General features: G+C 64.1%; 15 protein-coding genes. 11 read left to right on the top strand and 4 right to left on the bottom strand.

Translation table 11 applies throughout. The annotated features are described in order from the left end of the window. Positions 1-7: 7 nt before the first annotated feature. Genes RHPLAN_RS27685 through RHPLAN_RS27670 form a run of 4 tightly spaced genes read left to right on the top strand, consistent with a single transcriptional unit; the run spans position 8 to position 3,955 of the window. Positions 8-1,012, top strand: coding sequence for a zinc-binding dehydrogenase (locus RHPLAN_RS27685; protein WP_198165092.1), 1,005 nt, complete (start codon positions 8-10; stop codon positions 1,010-1,012). Continuing rightward, on the top strand, positions 1,009-1,470 hold the full coding sequence (locus RHPLAN_RS27680; RefSeq protein ID WP_068025031.1) for a PaaI family thioesterase: 462 nt from the start codon (positions 1,009-1,011) through the stop codon (positions 1,468-1,470). Before RHPLAN_RS27685 ends, RHPLAN_RS27680 begins: the two co-directional genes overlap by 4 nt. 22 nt (positions 1,471-1,492) lie before the next feature. After that, a complete protein-coding gene (locus RHPLAN_RS27675; RefSeq protein WP_068025028.1) occupies positions 1,493-2,431 on the top strand; it encodes a c-type cytochrome in 939 nt (312 codons plus the stop codon). Then, on the top strand, positions 2,432-3,955 hold the full coding sequence (locus RHPLAN_RS27670) for a class I adenylate-forming enzyme family protein (protein ID WP_068025025.1): 1,524 nt from the start codon (positions 2,432-2,434) through the stop codon (positions 3,953-3,955). Positions 3,956-4,092: 137 nt separating this feature from the next. Here RHPLAN_RS27670 and RHPLAN_RS27665 read toward each other — a convergent pair whose 3' ends face one another. Then, positions 4,093-5,073 carry a Bug family tripartite tricarboxylate transporter substrate binding protein gene (locus RHPLAN_RS27665; protein ID WP_068025022.1) on the bottom strand — a complete coding sequence of 327 codons (981 nt, stop codon included), beginning with the start codon at positions 5,071-5,073 and terminating at the stop codon, positions 4,093-4,095. An 89-nt stretch (positions 5,074-5,162) separates the two neighbouring features. Between RHPLAN_RS27665 and RHPLAN_RS27660 the strand changes: the two genes are divergently transcribed. The 3 genes from RHPLAN_RS27660 to RHPLAN_RS27650 are packed head-to-tail and all read left to right on the top strand — an operon-like array spanning position 5,163 to position 7,223. Beyond that, positions 5,163-6,080, top strand: coding sequence for a VOC family protein (locus tag RHPLAN_RS27660; protein ID WP_198164523.1), 918 nt, complete (start codon positions 5,163-5,165; stop codon positions 6,078-6,080). A 34-nt stretch (positions 6,081-6,114) separates the two neighbouring features. Next, entirely contained in the window at positions 6,115-6,651 is a 537-nt protein-coding gene (locus tag RHPLAN_RS27655) for a thiamine pyrophosphate-binding protein (protein ID WP_068025015.1), read from the top strand. Further along, positions 6,648-7,223, top strand: coding sequence for a thiamine pyrophosphate-dependent enzyme (locus RHPLAN_RS27650; protein WP_068025012.1), 576 nt, complete (start codon positions 6,648-6,650; stop codon positions 7,221-7,223). Before RHPLAN_RS27655 ends, RHPLAN_RS27650 begins: the two co-directional genes overlap by 4 nt. Here RHPLAN_RS27650 and RHPLAN_RS27645 read toward each other — a convergent pair whose 3' ends face one another. Together RHPLAN_RS27645 and RHPLAN_RS27640 are read right to left on the bottom strand one after the other, a co-directional pair. After that, positions 7,224-8,453: a flavin monoamine oxidase family protein gene (locus tag RHPLAN_RS27645; protein ID WP_237179924.1), complete on the bottom strand. Its 1,230-nt coding sequence runs from the start codon at positions 8,451-8,453 to the stop codon at positions 7,224-7,226. An 11-nt stretch (positions 8,454-8,464) separates the two neighbouring features. Continuing rightward, on the bottom strand, positions 8,465-10,192 hold the full coding sequence (locus RHPLAN_RS27640) for an ethanolamine ammonia-lyase reactivating factor EutA (RefSeq protein WP_068031938.1): 1,728 nt from the start codon (positions 10,190-10,192) through the stop codon (positions 8,465-8,467). A 220-nt stretch (positions 10,193-10,412) separates the two neighbouring features. Here RHPLAN_RS27640 and RHPLAN_RS27635 point away from each other — a divergent pair, with 220 nt between their 5' ends. Continuing rightward, entirely contained in the window at positions 10,413-10,778 is a 366-nt protein-coding gene (locus tag RHPLAN_RS27635; protein WP_068025009.1) for a response regulator, read from the top strand. A gap of 2 nt (positions 10,779-10,780) precedes the next feature. Here the strand turns inward: RHPLAN_RS27635 and RHPLAN_RS27630 are convergent, their stop codons facing one another. Then, a complete protein-coding gene (locus tag RHPLAN_RS27630) occupies positions 10,781-12,349 on the bottom strand; it encodes a S10 family peptidase (RefSeq protein ID WP_068031937.1) in 1,569 nt (522 codons plus the stop codon). Between the two features lie 306 nt (positions 12,350-12,655). Here RHPLAN_RS27630 and urtA point away from each other — a divergent pair, with 306 nt between their 5' ends. The 3 genes from urtA (at position 12,656) to urtC (ending at position 16,958) form a co-directional block, all read left to right on the top strand. Continuing rightward, positions 12,656-13,969: an urea ABC transporter substrate-binding protein gene (urtA, locus tag RHPLAN_RS27625; protein WP_068025006.1), complete on the top strand. Its 1,314-nt coding sequence runs from the start codon at positions 12,656-12,658 to the stop codon at positions 13,967-13,969. 299 nt (positions 13,970-14,268) lie between these two features. Continuing rightward, positions 14,269-15,786 (top strand): urea ABC transporter permease subunit UrtB, encoded by a 1,518-nt coding sequence (gene urtB, locus RHPLAN_RS27620; RefSeq protein ID WP_068031935.1) that lies wholly within the window; start codon positions 14,269-14,271, stop codon positions 15,784-15,786. Positions 15,787-15,788: 2 nt separating this feature from the next. Next, positions 15,789-16,958, top strand: coding sequence for an urea ABC transporter permease subunit UrtC (urtC, locus tag RHPLAN_RS27615; protein WP_068025003.1), 1,170 nt, complete (start codon positions 15,789-15,791; stop codon positions 16,956-16,958). Position 16,959 lies beyond the last annotated feature (1 nt).

Here is a 16,959-nt window from a genome sequence, read left to right as displayed (position 1 = left end):
CAAGACGATGAAAGCGCTGGTGCTGCGCAAGCACGGCACGCTGGACGAACTTCAAGTCGTATCTGACCATCCGGTTCCGCAGGTGACCGAAGGCCACGTGGTGATCCGCGTGCGGGCCTCGTCGTTCAACTATCACGACGTGTTCACCGTCAAAGGCATGCCCGGCATCAAGGTGCCGCTGCCGGTGATCCCGGGCCTCGACATGGCCGGCGAGATCGCCGAGGTCGGCCCGGGCGTGCAGAAGTGGAAGGCCGGCGATCGCGTCCTGGTCAATCCGCTCAACAAGAAGAAAGGCCTGATGGGCGAGATGCTCGACGGTGGCATGGCGGAGTACTGCCTGGTCGCCGCGGATCAGCTCGTCGCGATGCCGCAGGGCGTGAGCTTCGAAGACGCAGCCTCGCTGCCGGTCGCCTACGGTACCGCGCACCGCATGCTGATCACCCACAAGACCGTGAAGAAGGGCGACCGGGTGCTCGTACTCGGCGCTTCGGGCGGCGTCGGCACCGGCTGCGTGATCCTCGCCAAACTCTTGGGCGCCGAGGTGATCTCTTGTGCGTCCAGCGAAGACAAGATGCGTCGCCTGAAGGAGCTCGGCTCCGACGAGGTGGTCGACTATTCCAAGACCGACTGGTCGAAATGGGCGGTCGAGAAGTACGGCAAGCCGCAGCGCCGCTCCTACGAGGGCGGTGTCGATGTGGTGGTGAACTTCACCGGCGGCGACACCTGGGTGCCGTCGCTGCGCTGTATCAAGCGCGGCGGAAAGCTGCTGGTTTGCGGCGCGACAGCAGGCTACGACCCGAAGGAAGACCTGCGCTATATCTGGAGCTTCGAGATCGAGGTCAAAGGCTCGAACAGCTTCTATGACGACGACCTCGCCGCGCTGATGCAGCTCATTCAGCAGAAAAAGATCAAGCCGGTGATCGACAAGGTGTTGCCGCTCGAGCAGGCCGCAGAAGGGCTGCGACTGATCCAGGATCGCGAGATCTTCGGCAAGGTCGTGGTGACACCATGAGCGACAGGCCTGCCGAGAAGCCGAAAAGCCCGGGCGCCGATCTGACGCTCCAGCAGATCGAGGAGATCGTCACCCGCGCGCCGTTCCACAAATGGCTGGGGCTGAAGGTGATCGCCGTTCACGACGACGGCATCGAGCTAAAGGCCACGTGGCGCGAGGAGTGGGTGGTCAACATTGAACGCCGCTACACCCATGGCGGCATTCTCGCGACGCTGATTGATCTCGGCGCAGACTGGGCCATGGTGCGAAAGACCGGCCGCGGTGTGCCCACGATCGACATGCGGGTCGATTATCACGCCGTCGCGATGCCTGGCGATCTCACGATCAAGGGCAAGGTGATCCGGATGGGCGGGCAGTTCTCGGTGGCCGAAGCATCGATCTACGACGCCCAGGGCAAATTGCTCGCCAGCGGCCGCGGCACCTACTTCACCGCGCCGCCTCCACCGCCGAAAGCCTGAGCGGGCATCAAGGCGGCCCGCGATGATGCGCCTGATCGGCACGCTGACGGCGCTGCTCGTGTGCGCAGCCACGGCGATGGCTGCCGACAATCTGGATTGGGCTTATCCGGCGACACCGCGACCGGAGCCGCTCGACAACAAAGTCCAGAAGCATGTGCCGGGCAGCACCCGGAAGTACACCCAGGCGCAGATCGACGACCCGTTCAATCCGCCGGACTGGTTTCCGAACGAGCACCCGCCTATGCCGGAGGTTGTCGCGCATGGCGGGCAACGGCCCGCCGGCCGTGCCTGCGCACAATGCCATCTGCCGTCCGGCGACGGCCATCCGGAATCCGCGAGCCTCGCCGGGCTGAACGCGAACTACATCGTTCGTCAGATGGCGGCGTTCAAAAACGGCGAGCGCAAGGGCGTCCGCGCCGGCGTGATGATCGCGATGGCGAAGGTGCTCAACGAAGCCGAGGTCAAAGCCGCGGCCGACTATTTCGCGTCTCTCAAGCCCATGCCGGGCTACAACAAGGTCATGGAAGCCGACAAGGTGCCGGCGACCTATGTCGGCCCGGGCGGCATGCGCTTCGCACTGACCGACGGTGTTTTCGAGCCCATCGGCAACCGCATCATCGTGCTGCCGCAGAGCGCCGAACGCGCCTCCCTGCGTGATCCGAAATCGGGGTTTGCCGACTTTGTCGCCAAAGGCAGCATCGCCAAAGGCGCGACGCTCGCGGCCGGCGGCGACGGTAAAACCGTGGCCTGCACCACCTGCCATGGACCCGATCTCAAAGGTTTGAACGAAGTTCCCGGCATCGCCGGTCGCTCGGCCATCTATATCTTTCGTCAACTCAACGATATGAAGACTGGCAACCGCAGCGGGGGCGCCGCGGAACTGATGAAGCCAGTTGTAACCAAGCTCGACCAAAGCGACATGATCGCCTTGGCGGCGTATCTGGGCTCTCGTGATCCGTAAATGTCAAAGTTCGTAAATCTCGGCGACCTCATCAACCGCGACCGCGATCCCACCAAGACCGCAGTCATCGATCTCGGCGGTGAGGATGTGCCGACCGAATATTGCTTTGCCGAACTCGATGGCATGACCATGGCGGTGGCTCGTGCGTTGACCAAGCGCGGCTTCACGCGCGGTGACCGCGTCGCGATCGTCTCGGCCAATCGTGTGGAATTCCTTGCCGCCTATTACGGCATCATGCGTGCGGGTTTTGTCGCGGTGCCGGTGAACTACCGTTTCCCGCAGAAGACCATCCATCAGATCCTCGACAACGCCGGCGCCAAGCTTGTGTTCGCCGACAAGGCGAGCCGCGTGAACTGTCCCGACGGTTTGCCGGTCGTCGAGTTCAGCGGCGAAAGCGACGACAGCTTCGGCCGCTTCATCGATCCGGGCGAGTTCACGACGGTCGTGCCGAAGGATCGCGAGCCGGCGATGTTCCTCTACACGTCGGGCTCGACGGGGCTGCCGAAGGGAGTCGTTCTTTCCCATCAGAGCCACATCTGGGTCGCGGAAACGCGGCTTACGCCCGATCTCGAGCGCCATCGTTATCTGATCGCGGCGCCGCTGTATCATATGAACGCGCTCGCGCTGTCGATACTCGCCTGCGTGGCGCATGCCACGATCGTGCTGCTGCCGAAGTTCGAAGCGAAGTCCTATATCGAAGCGATCGGCCAGTATCGGCCGACCTGGCTCACCGCGGTGCCGCCGATGATCGCCATGATGCTGCGCGAGCGCGACACTATGGCGAAGACCGACCTTTCGAGTGTCGAGTTCATTCGCATGGGCTCGGCGCCGGTGAGCGAAGCATTGATGGCGGCGACACACACCGCGTTTCCCAAGGCCAAGGTCACCAATGCCTACGGCACGACCGAAGCGGGTCCCGTGGTGTTCGGTCCGCATCCGAAGGGACTGCCGCAGCCGGAAGCCTCCGTCGGTTATCCGCACCCGCTGGTGCAACTTCGCCTGGTCGAAGGTGACAACCGCAACGCCGACCAGGGCGGGCTCGAGATGAAATCGCCTGCGATGATGAACGGCTATCACAACCGTCCCGACGTGAAGCCGCCGTTCACGGATGACGGTTTCTATATCACCAAGGACGTGTTCCGCCGCGACGAGAATGGCTTTCACTATTTCCTCGGCCGCACCGACGACATGTTCGTCTCCGGTGGCGAGAACATCTATCCGGCGGATGTCGAGCGCATGCTGGAGACGAACCCCGATGTCAGCCAGGCCGTGGTCATTCCGGTCAACGACGACATCAAGGGCACGAAGCCCGTGGCCTTCGTCATCCCGAAGGCTGGTCACAAGCCGACCGAAGACAAGATCAAGAAATATGCGCTGGCGAACGCGCCGGCGTTCCAGCACCCACGCTTTGTCTGGTTCGTCGATGAGTTGCCGCTCGCCTCGACCAACAAGGTCGACCGCGCCGCGCTGATGAAGCTTGCGCAGGAACGAGTTGCGGCGGCCGCTGCTGTCGAGAGCGCGTAGTTCTCTCCCCACGGTCATTCCGGAAACCGCGCGAAGCGCGGTTATCCGGAATCCAGTTCCGAACTCAGTGCCTCTGTCTGAATTCCGGGTTCACGCCTTCGGCGTGCCCCGGAATGACCGGTGAGAGCCGCTGTTCGCTACTGAACCTTGAACCCGAGCGACTTCACGATCGGCGTCCAGCGAGCCAGTTCGCTCGACACCTCGCGCTGCGCCGCCTCGGGGCCGGAATCCAGCACCGGCTCGAAGCCTGACGTGATCATCTGATCCTGCAGTGCCTTGTCGGCCATCGCGGTGCGGGTCTCGGTGGCGATGAGATCGATGATGTCCTTCGGCACGCCCGCGGGCGCGAACAGGCCGTTGAAATTTGCCGCGACCATGCCGGGAAGTCCCGCTTCCTCGGCGGTCGGAATGTCGGGCGCAGCCTGCAGGCGCTTCTTTGCGGCGACCGCGAGAATGCGAACCTTGCCGGTGCGATGGAACTGCAGGAGCGGACCACCGACGTTCGGGGTCATCATCGGGATATGGCCCGAGGCCAGATCGGTAATGCCGGGGGCAGCACCCTTGTAGGGAATGTGTGTGATCGAGGGGACGCCGATCAGCTGCTTGAACAGTTCGCCCGACAGGTTCGTCATGGTGCCGGCGCCGGCCGAGCCGTAGGACAGCTTGTCCGGATTGGCCTTGGCGTAGTCGATGAACTCCTTCAGCGTCTTCACCGGCACGGACTCGTGGACCACGATCGAGGTCGGCGAAATCGCCATGATGTACACGGCCTGGAAATCCTTGACCGGATCATAGGGCGGCTTGTCGGCGATCGCCGGGATCAGCACCTGGGTGCTGGAATTGCCGAACAGGAAGGTGAGGCCGTCAGGCGTGGCGCGCGCGACTTCCAAAGCGCCGATCACGCCGCCGCCGCCGCCCTTGTTGTCGGGGATCACCGTGCCGACTTTCGCCTTCATCCGCTCGGCCCACATGCGGCCGACGACGTCGGTTGCGCCGCCCGCCGAGAACGGAATGACCAGCCGGATGGTCCGATCCGTATAAGCCGCAAAAGCAGATTTCGGGATCGCCGCGCTCGCGATGGCAGTGAGGCCGAGCTTGATGAGGTCGCGACGATTCATACGGTGCCCTTTTGTCCTTTTGGTGAGCTTATTTCGGGCGTCCTATGCTACAGAGCGCCCCCAAATACAACCTCACGACAGGCCCGCAATTGACCGACAATCGAACAGAAGAAGCGGATCGCCAACTGCCGATTGGAGAGGAGATTTTTCTCGATCACGTCGGCCATTTCGTCCGCGATCCGGTGGCTGCAGGCGCGGCGCTGAAGCGCGCAGGATTTGCCCCAACGCCGGTCTCGGTGCAGTCCAATCCCGACGGTTCGCCGACCGGAACGGGCAACATCACTGCGATGTTTCGCCGCGGTTACATGGAGGTGCTATTCAAGACCGCCGACACGCCGCTCGGCCTGGAATTTCAGGCCGCGCTGACCGGGCATTCCGGCGTGCATCTCGCCGCCTTCTCGGCGGCCGACGCCGAGGGCGCGCATCGCCGGCTCCGCGAAGCGGGCTTTGCCATGCGGCCGCTGGTTCAGTTTCAGCGGCCGGTCGACACCGTGAACGGCCCGGACGTTGCGGCCTTCACGGTCGTGCGGCTCGACCGTGGTGCGATGGCCGAAGGTCGCATCCAGATCCTCGCGCACCGCACCGAGAACACGGTGTGGCAGCCGCGCTGGCTGACGCATCCCAACGGCGCGCAGGGCCTGATCGACCTCATGGTGGTCAGTGCCGATCCGAAGGAAGCTGCGGATCGTTTCGTGCGCTTCACCGGGCATCCCGCGAAGCCAACGAAGTATGGCCAAGCCATCACCCTCGATCGGGGCCAGGTGCAATTGGTGTCGCGCCATGCTTTCGAGGCGATGCTTCCCGAGATCGCGATTCCGCAGCTGCCATTCCTCGGTGCTTACGCGGTGCGCGTGCAATCGCTCGCCGCAGCCGAGACGCTGCTGCAACGCGAGGGCATGGCGATGCGGCGGCTCGGCCAGGCGCTGGTCGTGCCGTTCCCGTCCGACATTGGGCTTGGCGCATGGCTGTTCGTAGAGAATGGCCGCGATCTGCCCTGGCGCGTCTGAACGCAGCCCGCTAGGAATCGGACGGGAGGCGCCTTTGAACGCTCCGTCCGATCTGGAAGTAAAACCCTGGCAGGACCAGCTCTTTGAGTTGCTCAAGGGCTCGGACATCCGCCAGGTCTGCTATGTGCCCGACGCCGGCCATGCGCGGCTGATCGCGCGCTGCAAGGCCGATCCCGCGATTCGCGACATCGCGCTGACCACCGAAGAAGAAGGCGTTGCACTGGCCGCCGGCGCGTGGCTTGGCGGCCAGCGCTCGGCGCTGCTGATGCAATCGAGCGGCGTCGGCAACTGCATCAACATGCTGTCGCTCATTCGCGCCTGCCGTTTTCCGATGTTGATGCTGGTGACGATGCGCGGTGAGTGGGAGGAGTTCAACCCATGGCAGGAGCCGATGGGCTCCATCGTGGAGCCCGCGCTCAAGCTGTGCGAGACCGACGTCGCCAGGGTGACCGACGCTGCGCAGGTCGTGCCGGCGGTTCAGAACGCGGTTCAGCTTGCGTTCGGTGGCGATCGTGCCGCTGCGGTGCTCATCTCGCAGAAGCTGATCGGCCGCAAGGTGTGGGTGAAATGATCTTCGAACGCCGCGCCGCGATGAAGACGCTGTTGGCCGACCGACCGAAGAACCTGTTCGTCGTGCCGGGGCTCGGCTCCTGCACCTGGGACGCGTTCGCGGCGGGCGACGACGACCGCAACTTCTATCTCTGGGGCGCGATGGGCGGGGCGGCGATGATCGGCCTTGGGCTCGCGCTCGCGAAGCCCGACATTCGCGTCGCGGTGATCGCCGGCGACGGCGAAATGCTGATGGGCATGGGCAGCCTCGCCACCATCGGCGTGCAAAAGCCGAAAAACCTTGCCGTGGTGGTGTTCGACAACGGCCACTATGGCGAAACCGGCATGCAGGCGAGCCACACCCAGGGCGGCGTCGATCTGGTCAGTGTGGCGAAAAGCTGCGGCTTCGAGCGCGTGCTCGATGTCGCCGATGATGCCGGTCTCGAGGAACTTGCCGGGCTGCTGGGCAGCTACGAAGGCACGCTGTTCGCCCGCGTGCCGATCACAGCCGACGATCCGCCGCGCGCGCTGCCGGAAAAGGACGGCGTGATCATCAAGGATCGCGTGCGCCGTGCGGCTGCGGCCATTGGATAGCTACCGGCGGATGGCCAGCACTTGTTCGGCCGCGGCAACGCCGGTCAAATAAGCACCATGCGCGGTCGAGTAGTCGCCGCGCGAGCAAGCCTCGCCGGCAAAGAACAGCCGATCATTAACGGGTCGTGCCAACACTTCGCGCTGGTCGGCTTGTCCGGGCCGCGCATAGGAGTAGGAACCGCGGGCGAACGGATCGACGCCCCAACGATGCACGCGGATCGGCGTGATGCGTTTTGCGAAGTCGTTGCCCAGCAAGCCGGCCAGTTCGCTTGATGCGAAATCAAAGAACGCCGCTTCGCCGTTGGTCTCAAGTTCGTGCGCCAGCGTTCCGCCGAAATAACACTCGATGTGCGGGCGGCCGAACGGCCGGAAATGATACGCGCCGGTGCCGGTGCGGTCGATGCGGCCGAACATGCGGCTGTCCTTCTCGAACTCTTCGGCATGATCGAGCGAAAGGAACAGCTTGTCGTCGAGGCCAAGCGGCAGGCTCAGTGCGGCTTCGGCCTTCTCAGGCAATGCGGGCTTGAAGAACTTGTCGTCGCTCAGGATCGAGGTCGGAACCGCGATGATCGCTTGGTCGGCGCTGACCACGCCTGTCGCGGTTTCGATCCGAATCCGCAGGCCGCTGTGATCGATGCGATGCACGGGCGTACTGAACGCGACCGGTATATCCGCGGCGTAACTCGTGACCAGCGTTCCATAGCCATCCGTCACCCGCCAGTCGACGCCACTGTCGTCGTAACGCGCGAGATCGTGCGCCGAGACGTCCGGCAACTCGGCACCGGCGACAAACGTGTTCACCGCGACGATCAGGTCGTTCCAGCGGTTGCCGGGCTCGAGCAGCGCCGAAGCCGGGCGGTCGGAATGCTGTTCGGCCCGACCGAGGCGTTGATAAAAGCCGTGGCTGGCTTTCCGGTAGTCCCGCTGCTCGGCAGCCGAGAAGCCAAACGTCAGCGACTGCCGCGCCCATGGCGGCGGTGTTTTGTCGATGACGTAGCTTTGAGCCTTTGCGATGTCGCTCCAAGGATTGCGGTCGGCCGAGTGCAGCCAGCCGCAGCCGAGGTCGATGGCGAAACCGGAGGGGTCGGCCGCCGTGAAGGCGCGGCCGCCGAGCCGCGAGCGTGCTTCGACGATTAGACACCGCAATCCCGCATCACGAAGCCTGCGGGCCGCGGCGATGCCAGCGGCCCCGCCTCCGATGATCGCGACGTCAACGTCGCTGATCGCCACGCGATGACCCGCTAGCGATGGTCGTGATGATCATCACGCGTGTGTCCATGATCGTGATGGTGATCGTGGCTGTGACCATGATGGTGGTGATGACCGTGGCCATGGCCGTGATGATGGCCCTGCAGATGTGCCTGGCCGCGCGGCAATCGCGGGTCCTCGCTGAACACCAGGGATTTGATGGTCACAGGCACGGTCATCGACGGCAGCCGGATGCGGCCGAGATCGATGTAGTCGAAGTCCCACAACACCACGCCGTCGATGCAAAGGATTTCGCTTTTGACGTCGAGCTCCTCGCGCAGCACCGCGCCGAGCGTCTGCGCCACGTCGCCGTCGAGCATGATGTAGAGCGGCTTCCTTTCCGCAACCGTGTTCGGCATGCCGCGCACGATGCCCTGCGCGAACGCGAAGATGCGCTCGTAGGATGGCGCACCGCGCCAGCGCAAGGCCAGGGCTACGTCGGCCTGGCCTTCGGTGAGATCGAAATTGGTGAAATGGCCCTGGATCGCCTTGGCCAGTTGATCCGCATCGACGGCTTCGTTGGTCACGTAGGGCGGCTGCAGCACCTGCAAGTTCCGGCGCGGCAACAGCGCGCCTGGATCGGTGATGGTGCTGGTGTTGCCGGAGAGCTGCACGCTGTACTCGGAAGCCCCGAGCGCGGTGGCACGAATGCATTCGCCGGCCGGCAGCAGCGGCCAGGGCAGGGCGCCGCTCTCGGCGCGCTTGCGCATGGCCTGGCCGAGCCGGCGGCCCATGTCGCCGAAGTCGCGCTCCTCGCGGCCATAGACGTATTCGGCAACGCCGCCGGAGAACATCATGCCGTCGATGCGGCCGAGCTCCTCGATCGGGTCGGTGAGATAAAGAGCCTTCAGCGGCGGCGGCAGCGGCCGCTGCCGGATCGCTGCCGACAATGCGTCGGCCATGTATTCGGCGACCTTGTCGAGCTCGGCAGGCTTGGCGAGATCGCCCTTGTGCCAGTGGAATCCCGCTTGTGCGGCGTGATGCTGGCCGGCGGGATCGAGCCGGACGATGCGGCCCTGCTCATCGGTGACCTGAAGCCGGCCGCCGACATGAATGGCCGCGGTCGCGATCACGCGGCCACTCTCGACCAACGCGAGTTTGGTGGTGCCGCCGCCGATATCGATGTTGAGAATGCGCTTGCCCTGGTCGGAGGACACGCGCGCCGCGCCCGAACCGTAGCCTGCAAGCATCGCCTCCATGTGATGTCCCGCGGTGGCGCAGACGAAATCGCCGCCCTGCTGTGCCAGCAGCCCCGCGATCGCCTGCGCGTTGTCGCGCCGCAGCGCTTCGCCGGTCAGAATGACCACGCCGGTGTCGATGTCCTTCGCTTCGATCTCCGCGGCCTTGTAGGCGTCGCCGATGATCGAGCGGAGCTTGTCGTCATCGATGCGCTCTTCGCTCTGGTAGGGCGTGAGCGCGACGGGTGAACGGAACAGTGTCTCACGTGACACGACGTAATAGCGGCTGGTCAGCTCCTCGCTCAGCCGCCGCAGATGAACCTTGGAAAAGATCACCTGCGTGCCGGCCGAACCGATGTCGATGCCGACGCTGGTCAGCGTGACGTTGTCGGCGATCCACAGCGGGTTGTCTTCGATCGGACCGTCGTCGAAATCGTCATGGTCGTGGTCGGCATCGCCACCGTGGGTGTGGGCCAGATCGGCGCCGAGGTTGTGATCGGCAAGCGTGTGGCGGTTCGCGCGTTCGTCGTTGTTGTCAGCCATGGGCGAGGCCATACAGCAAAACAGGCGCCTGGGGGAGGTGACCGGCGATTCGTTCCCGCGGAGGGAACGAGAAATTTGAGTTTAATATCCAGCTTTGTTGCAGTGCCGCTCGCCCGTTCTTGTTCACCGATCACATTCTTTCGCCAATCTCTTCGCCGCGAAATCGTCGCAAATCTGCTAGCTTGGTTGCCAAGCGGAAACGGGGGACGATGGGGGGCAAATGAGCGCATCGTCGACGCGCGACGCCAAGCGCGTTCTCGTGGTCGAGGACGAGCTGCTTCTTGGCATTCTGATCGAGGGTATGCTGACCGAGCTGGGCCACGAGGTGGTGACTATCGCTCCACGGGTTTCGGCCGCACTGGCCGCAGTCGAGAACGAAACCTTCGACCTCGCGGTTCTCGACGTTCGCCTCTATGGCGAAAGCGTCACGCCGGTCGCCGAAGCGCTGGCCGCGAAAGGAATTCCGTTCATCTTCGCGACGGGTTACGGCCGCGAGGGTGTGCTCGAGCCCTACCGCAACCGGCCGGTGTTGCCGAAGCCGTTTTCCCAGGCCGATCTCGATCGCGCGATCCAGAGCCTCGGCTGAGTTCAAGGCTCCGCCTGATAGAAGCTCTTAGCCTCCTGCGCGAAGGCGTGGCGCGAGTCCGGATTGAAATAGAACATATGGCCGCCGCGATAGAGCTTGAGCTGCACGCGGTTTGGCCCGCCGATCTCCGGCAAGTGGTCGAGCACGTAGCGGCTGACGCCGTAAGGCGTCACGAGATCCGTGCGGCCGTGCGCGACCAGAAGACGGAACGATGGCGTTTGCGACAAGAGCTCGCGAAGATCGTCGCTGACGCCGGGCTGTTCGCGGCGATCGCCCCATTCCCATTTTGACGCGACCTCGCCCGCGAGCAGATTGTAGGTCATGTCGGTCTTGAAACCGAGCTCGTCGCGCGCGTAGGCCACATAGGCGCCCGACAGCGCGCGAGTAAAGCCGTCGAGGATCGGATCGCTGCCTCTGCGCCGGTCGCTCTCCGGATAAGGGTCCGGCACGGCGAAGGTCGCGTCATAGCTGCTCACCGTGACGCCCAGGTCGCGAAGATGATTGAGATAGGCGTTGCGAACCCAGCCGCGCGATTTCTCGACCACATCGATCTTGAGGCCGGTCAGTTCGGCGATGCGTCCATAGAGCGACTTGGCCTTCTCGCCTGACGGGCGAGGACCCGCGAGGCCGGACAGATAATCGGTCAAGGCGAAACGCTCGGCCTCGGCAAGTTTCTCCGGCGTGAAACTCTTGGTGCGGTCCATCTCGGCTGCGGCCAGGGTCGGGAAATGCAAGGCCGCGCCGAGCGCGGTTTGCGAACCGCCCCACTGGAACGAGGTTTCAAGCAGCGGCGACAGCATGATGATGCCGCTCGTCACGATGCCCTGTTCGTGCTGCAGGGTGCCCGCGACCTTCGCGGCGCGAAAGCCGCCGTAGCTTTCGCCCAGCAGATATTTGGGCGAGGCGCCGCGGCTGTTGCGAGCGACATAGAGCGCGATCACCTTCGCCATCACGCTTGCGTCCGAGCGCACACCCCAGAAACCGTTGGCCGCATCCGGCTTGGCGGTGCGGCTCCAGCCGGTTCCGATCGGATCGATCATCACGAGATCGGTGAAGGCGAACCAGGTGTCCGGATTGTCGACGAGCCGTACCGCCGAACCGTCGCGGTTGTCGGCGCCGAATTCGGCAATGCGCGGACCGACGACACCCAGATTCAGGTAAGCGGAGGCGGCGCCCGGCCCGCCGTTGAACGCAAAGGTGATCGGACGGCGGCCCGCATCGGCGCCCTTCGCGATGTAGGCCGTGTAGTACACCGAGGCCGTGCGTTCGCCGCTCTGATCGAACAACGGCAGCGTACCGGCGGTCGCCGTGTAAGCGATGGTCCGGCCGTCGACCGTGATCTCCTTGCTGCTGACGGCGTCCGGGGGCAACAGCCGCAGCACACCGGGCCCCGCGGCCTGCGCTTCATCGGAATGTTGCGCCGGCCGCTCGTTCCGGGCGGGCCGCTCCTGCGCCGACCGTTCTTGGGCCGGGCGCTCCTGGGCCATGAGACCCGGGACCAGAAGGTCCGGCGCTGCGAGGACGCCGGTCAGCAAGGTGGCGAGGGCGAGCAAGGAGGGGCGGATCCGCATGAGGGTCTCGGCTTGTGAGAGGCAGGCCCGCATATAAGAGCACCCTTCTAAGCCGTCACCAGATCGTCGATTGAGCCGGGCGTCACGAAAGCTTTATGAACGGTGCCAGCCGCGCGTGCGTTTGCCTATTATATAATCATATCGGTCTGATTAAATAATGCGCAGGCGTCCAACGACGCCAAAACCTCGTTTGTAAGCAACCCGTTAGCATCATCACCCGTTTTGGCACGTGGCTTGCGACGCATGGTGTCTGCGTAGACCCCGCTGGGGGGATTTGCACGCGCGTCAACGCAGAGGGACACCCCGATGATCCATTCGTTCCGTTCGGTCGCCGAGCGACCGATTGCCCGCCGCTGGCTTTTGGCCACCGGGCTGATGCTTGGTCTGACGGCCGCCATGCCGCAGGCCAGAGCCGCCGATGACACCATCAAGGTCGGCATCCTGCATTCGCTGTCCGGCACCATGGCGATCAGCGAAACCACGCTGAAGGACACGATCCTTTTCCTGATCGACGAGCAGAACAAGAAGGGCGGCGTGAACGGCAAGAAGCTCGAAGCCGTCGTGGTCGACCCGGCTTCGAACTGGCCGCTGTTCGCCGAGAAGGCGCGCGAGCTCATCACCAAGGACAAGGTCGCGGTGGTGTTCGGCTGCTGGACCTCGGTGTCCCGCAAGTCGGTGCTGCCGGTGTTCAAGGAACTGAACTCGATCCTGTTCTATCCGGTGCAGTACGAAGGCGAGGAGAGCGAGCGCAACGTGTTCTACACTGGCGCCGCTCCGAACCAGCAGGCGATCCCGGCTGTCGACTATCTGATGAAGGAAGAGAAGGTGAAGCGCTGGGTGCTCGCCGGCACCGACTACGTCTATCCGCGCACCACCAACAAGATCCTCGAGGCGTACCTGAAGTCGAAGGGCGTCGCGCAGGACGACATCATGATCAACTACACGCCGTTCGGTCACTCCGACTGGCAGACCATCGTGTCCGACATCAAGAAGTTCGGCTCGGCGGGCAAGAAGACCGCGGTGGTCTCGACCATCAATGGCGACGCCAACGTGCCGTTCTACAAGGAGCTCGGCAACCAGGGCATCAAGGCCAAGGACATCCCGGTGGTGGCGTTCTCGGTCGGCGAAGAAGAGCTCGCCGGCATCGACACCAAGCCGCTGGTCGGCCATCTCGCGGCCTGGAACTACTTCGAGTCGATCAAGAACAAGGCCAACGACGAGTTCATCAAGAAGTGGCAGGCCTTCACCAAGAATCCGAAGCGCGTGACCAACGATCCGATGGAAGCCCACGTGATCGGCTTCAACATGTGGGTCAAGGCGGTGGAGAAGGTGAAGTCGACCGACGCCGACAAGGTGATCGATGCGCTCCCGGGCATCGAGGCGCCGAATCTGACCGGCGGCGTGTCGAAGATGCTGCCGAACCACCACATCACCAAGCCGGTGTTCATCGGCGAAGTGCGCGCCGACGGCCAGTTCAAGACCGTGTGGAAGACCCCGGGCCTCGTCCCCGGCGACGCCTGGTCGAAGGAGCTCGAAGGCTCCAAGGACCTGATCGGCGATTGGGTCGGCAAGAAGTGCGGCAACTATAACGTCAAGACCAACAAGTGCGGCGGGGCCTGACCCTTCGCATCGCGGTCTGATGTAACCACCAACGAAGGGAGACGGCGGACTGCTGCCGTCTCCCCAACAATCCTGTCGGGGACCTTTCGCGGATGCGCTTCGTGTCAGCCCGTGTTGCTGCTTTTGCCTTTGCGCTCATCGCGCTGCTGGCGGTTCCTGCGCAGCACGCTCCGGCGCAGCCGGCGGCCGAAACCGCAGTGGCTCAGGCCGAACCTGCTGTCGAGCCGCAGACTCCTTCAGAACCCGCCACCGACAAGCCGGACGCGGCGGAAAAGCCTGCGCGCGAGGGCTTCGGCGGCGTGCTCGACAAGTTTCTCGAAAACGATTTCGACACGACTGAAACCGCCGTGAACGATGCGGCGGCGAGCGGCGACAAGCGCGCCTCGACGATCATCGAAGCGCTGCGCGACGAACGGCTGTTTTTCAGCGCCGAGCAGAAAACGGTCTACTACAAGAACGCCGACGGCAAGCTGTTCTCGGCGGAAACCGGCGAGGCGATCGCAGGCGACGGTCCGGCCGATCTCGCCGGCGTCGACATCAACAACCGGCTGCGCCGCGCCATCGATGCCGCGCTCGGCGGGTTGACGCTGATGGCGCCCGATCCGAACAAGCGCTTCGAGGCGGCGCAGGCGGTGTTCAAGTCTCGCGAGGCCAACGTGCTGCCGGCGCTCGATGCGGCGCTGGACAAGGAAACCGATCCACGCGTGAAGCAGGCGCTGACCGAAGCGCGCGCCGCCGTGATCCTCAATTCCGAAGATGCCTCCGAGGCCGACAAGATCAACGCAGTGGGCGTGATCAAAGGCCGCGGTGACCAGGAGTCGTTGAGCCTGTTGCAGGGGTTGCCGGCCGGCACGCCGGCCGCGGTCTCCCGTGCCGCCCGCGATGCAATCGCATCGATGCAGAGCCAGCTTGCACTCTGGAACACGCTGCAGAACGCCTGGTACGGCCTGTCGCTCGGCTCCGTGCTGCTGCTGGCCGCGATCGGGCTTGCCATCACGTTCGGCGTGATGGGCGTCATCAACATGGCGCATGGCGAGATGGTGATGATCGGCGCCTATGTCACGTTCATGGTGCAGGAATACATCCGCGCCAACAATCCGGCGCTGTTCGACTATTCGCTGGTGATCGCGGTGCCGCTGGCCTTCGTCATCGCGGGCTTCATCGGCATCCTGATCGAGCAGAGCATCATTCGGTTCCTGTACGGCCGGCCGCTCGAAACGCTGCTGGCCACGTGGGGCCTCTCGCTCATTCTGCAGCAGGCGGTGCGCACCGCCTTCGGCCCGACCAACCGCGAGGTCGGCGCACCATCCTGGATGAGCGGCGCGTTCAACATCGGCCAGCTCAACATCACCTACGGACGCCTGTGGATCATCTGCTTCACCATGGCGGTGTTCGTCGGACTTCTCGGCCTGCTGCGCTTCACGCGGATGGGTCTGGAGATGCGCGCAGTGACGCAGAACCGCACCATGGCGGCTTCGATGGGCATCCGCACCGCGCGGGTCGACGCACTGACCTTCGGGCTCGGCTCGGGGATCGCGGGCATCGCCGGCGTCGCGCTGTCACAGATCGACAACGTCAGCCCCAACCTCGGCCAGGGTTACATCATCGACAGCTTTATGGTCGTGGTGTTCGGCGGCGTCGGCAACCTTTGGGGCACGCTGGTCGGTGCGTTCAGCCTCGGCATCGCCAACAAATTCCTTGAACCTTATGCCGGAGCGGTGCTCGCCAAGATCGCAATCCTCGTGATCATCATCCTGTTCATCCAGAAGCGGCCGCGCGGTCTGTTCGCGCTCAAAGGCCGTGCGATCGAGGCTTGACGATGATCAGCCATCGCATTCTCGACAGAGGCTCCTGGATTTTTATTGTCATCCTGGCGGCCTTTGCGGTGTTGGTGCCGTTTCTCAATCTGGCATTCCCGGAGTCGTCGGCATTCCACGTGCCGACCTATCTGGTGGCGCTGTTCGGCAAATATGTCTGTTACGGGCTGCTGGCGCTCTCGATCGATCTGATCTGGGGGTATGTCGGCATCCTATCGCTCGGCCACGGCGCGTTCTTCGCGCTCGGCGGCTATGCCATGGGCATGTATCTGATGCGGCAGATCGGCACCCGTGGCGTCTACGCCAATCCGATCCTGCCGGACTTCATGGTGTTCCTGAACTGGAAAGAACTGCCGGTCTTCTGGTACGGCTTCCAGCATTTTCCATACGCGCTTTTGATGGTCGTTGCCGTGCCGGGCGTGCTGGCCTTCGTGTTCGGCTGGTTCGCGTTCCGCAGCCGCGTCACCGGCGTGTATCTGTCGATCATCACCCAGGCGTTGACGTTTGCCCTGTTGCTCGGCTTCTTCCGCAATGACTTCGGCTTCGGCGGCAACAACGGCCTGACCGACTTCAAGGATATTCTGGGCTTCAACGTGCAGGCGCAGACGACGCGCGCCGCGTTGTTTGCGGTCTCATGCGTCGCGATCGGCGTCTGCTTCCTCATTTGCCGGGCGCTCGTGACCTCGAAGTTCGGCAAGGTGCTGGTCGCGATCCGCGACGCCGAGGCGCGCACGCGCTTCCTCGGCTACCGGGCTGAATCCTACAAGCTGTTCGTGTTCACGCTGTCGGCCTGCATGGCTGGCGTTGCCGGCGCGCTTTACGTGCCGCAGGTCGGCATCATCAATCCGAGCGAGTTCTCGCCGGGCAATTCGATCGAGGCCGTGATCTGGGTCGCGGTCGGCGGTCGCGGCACGCTGACGGGCGCGGTTCTCGGGGCCATCCTGGTCAACTACGCCAAGACGACCTTCACGTCAGGCGTGCTCGCGCCGTACTGGCTGTTCATGCTGGGCGGGCTGTTCATTGCGGTCACGCTCCTACTGCCGCGCGGCATCGTCGGCACCTGGCAGTGGCTCGCAGCGCGCCGCAAGGCTGCGGCGGCCGCCAAATCCGAGCCAGCGCCAGCAACCGAGTCGGCACCGGCCACCGAGCCTCAGCCCCGAGCCGCGGAGTAGA

This window comes from Rhodoplanes sp. Z2-YC6860 (assembly GCF_001579845.1).
In the GTDB taxonomy this organism is placed as follows: Bacteria; Pseudomonadota; Alphaproteobacteria; order Rhizobiales; family Xanthobacteraceae; genus Z2-YC6860.
The sequence above is the reverse complement of the archived record's forward strand: the minus strand, read 5'-3'. Positions and strand labels throughout refer to the sequence as shown.

What these genes read in the sequence shown, in the direction of transcription:
- RHPLAN_RS27685 (WP_198165092.1), top strand. Translation starts at nt 8, where the DNA reads ATGAAAGCGCTGGTGCTGCGCAAGCACGGCACGCTGGACGAACTTCAA.
- RHPLAN_RS27675 (WP_068025028.1), top strand. Translation starts at nt 1,493, where the DNA reads ATGATGCGCCTGATCGGCACGCTGACGGCGCTGCTCGTGTGCGCAGCC.
- urtC (WP_068025003.1), top strand. Translation starts at nt 15,789, where the DNA reads ATGATCAGCCATCGCATTCTCGACAGAGGCTCCTGGATTTTTATTGTC.
- urtA (WP_068025006.1), top strand. Translation starts at nt 12,656, where the DNA reads ATGATCCATTCGTTCCGTTCGGTCGCCGAGCGACCGATTGCCCGCCGC.
- RHPLAN_RS27630 (WP_068031937.1), bottom strand. Translation starts at nt 12,349, where the DNA reads ATGCGGATCCGCCCCTCCTTGCTCGCCCTCGCCACCTTGCTGACCGGC.
- RHPLAN_RS27680 (WP_068025031.1), top strand. Translation starts at nt 1,009, where the DNA reads ATGAGCGACAGGCCTGCCGAGAAGCCGAAAAGCCCGGGCGCCGATCTG.
- RHPLAN_RS27635 (WP_068025009.1), top strand. Translation starts at nt 10,413, where the DNA reads ATGAGCGCATCGTCGACGCGCGACGCCAAGCGCGTTCTCGTGGTCGAG.
- RHPLAN_RS27650 (WP_068025012.1), top strand. Translation starts at nt 6,648, where the DNA reads ATGATCTTCGAACGCCGCGCCGCGATGAAGACGCTGTTGGCCGACCGA.
- RHPLAN_RS27670 (WP_068025025.1), top strand. Translation starts at nt 2,432, where the DNA reads ATGTCAAAGTTCGTAAATCTCGGCGACCTCATCAACCGCGACCGCGAT.
- RHPLAN_RS27640 (WP_068031938.1), bottom strand. Translation starts at nt 10,192, where the DNA reads ATGGCTGACAACAACGACGAACGCGCGAACCGCCACACGCTTGCCGAT.
- RHPLAN_RS27665 (WP_068025022.1), bottom strand. Translation starts at nt 5,073, where the DNA reads ATGAATCGTCGCGACCTCATCAAGCTCGGCCTCACTGCCATCGCGAGC.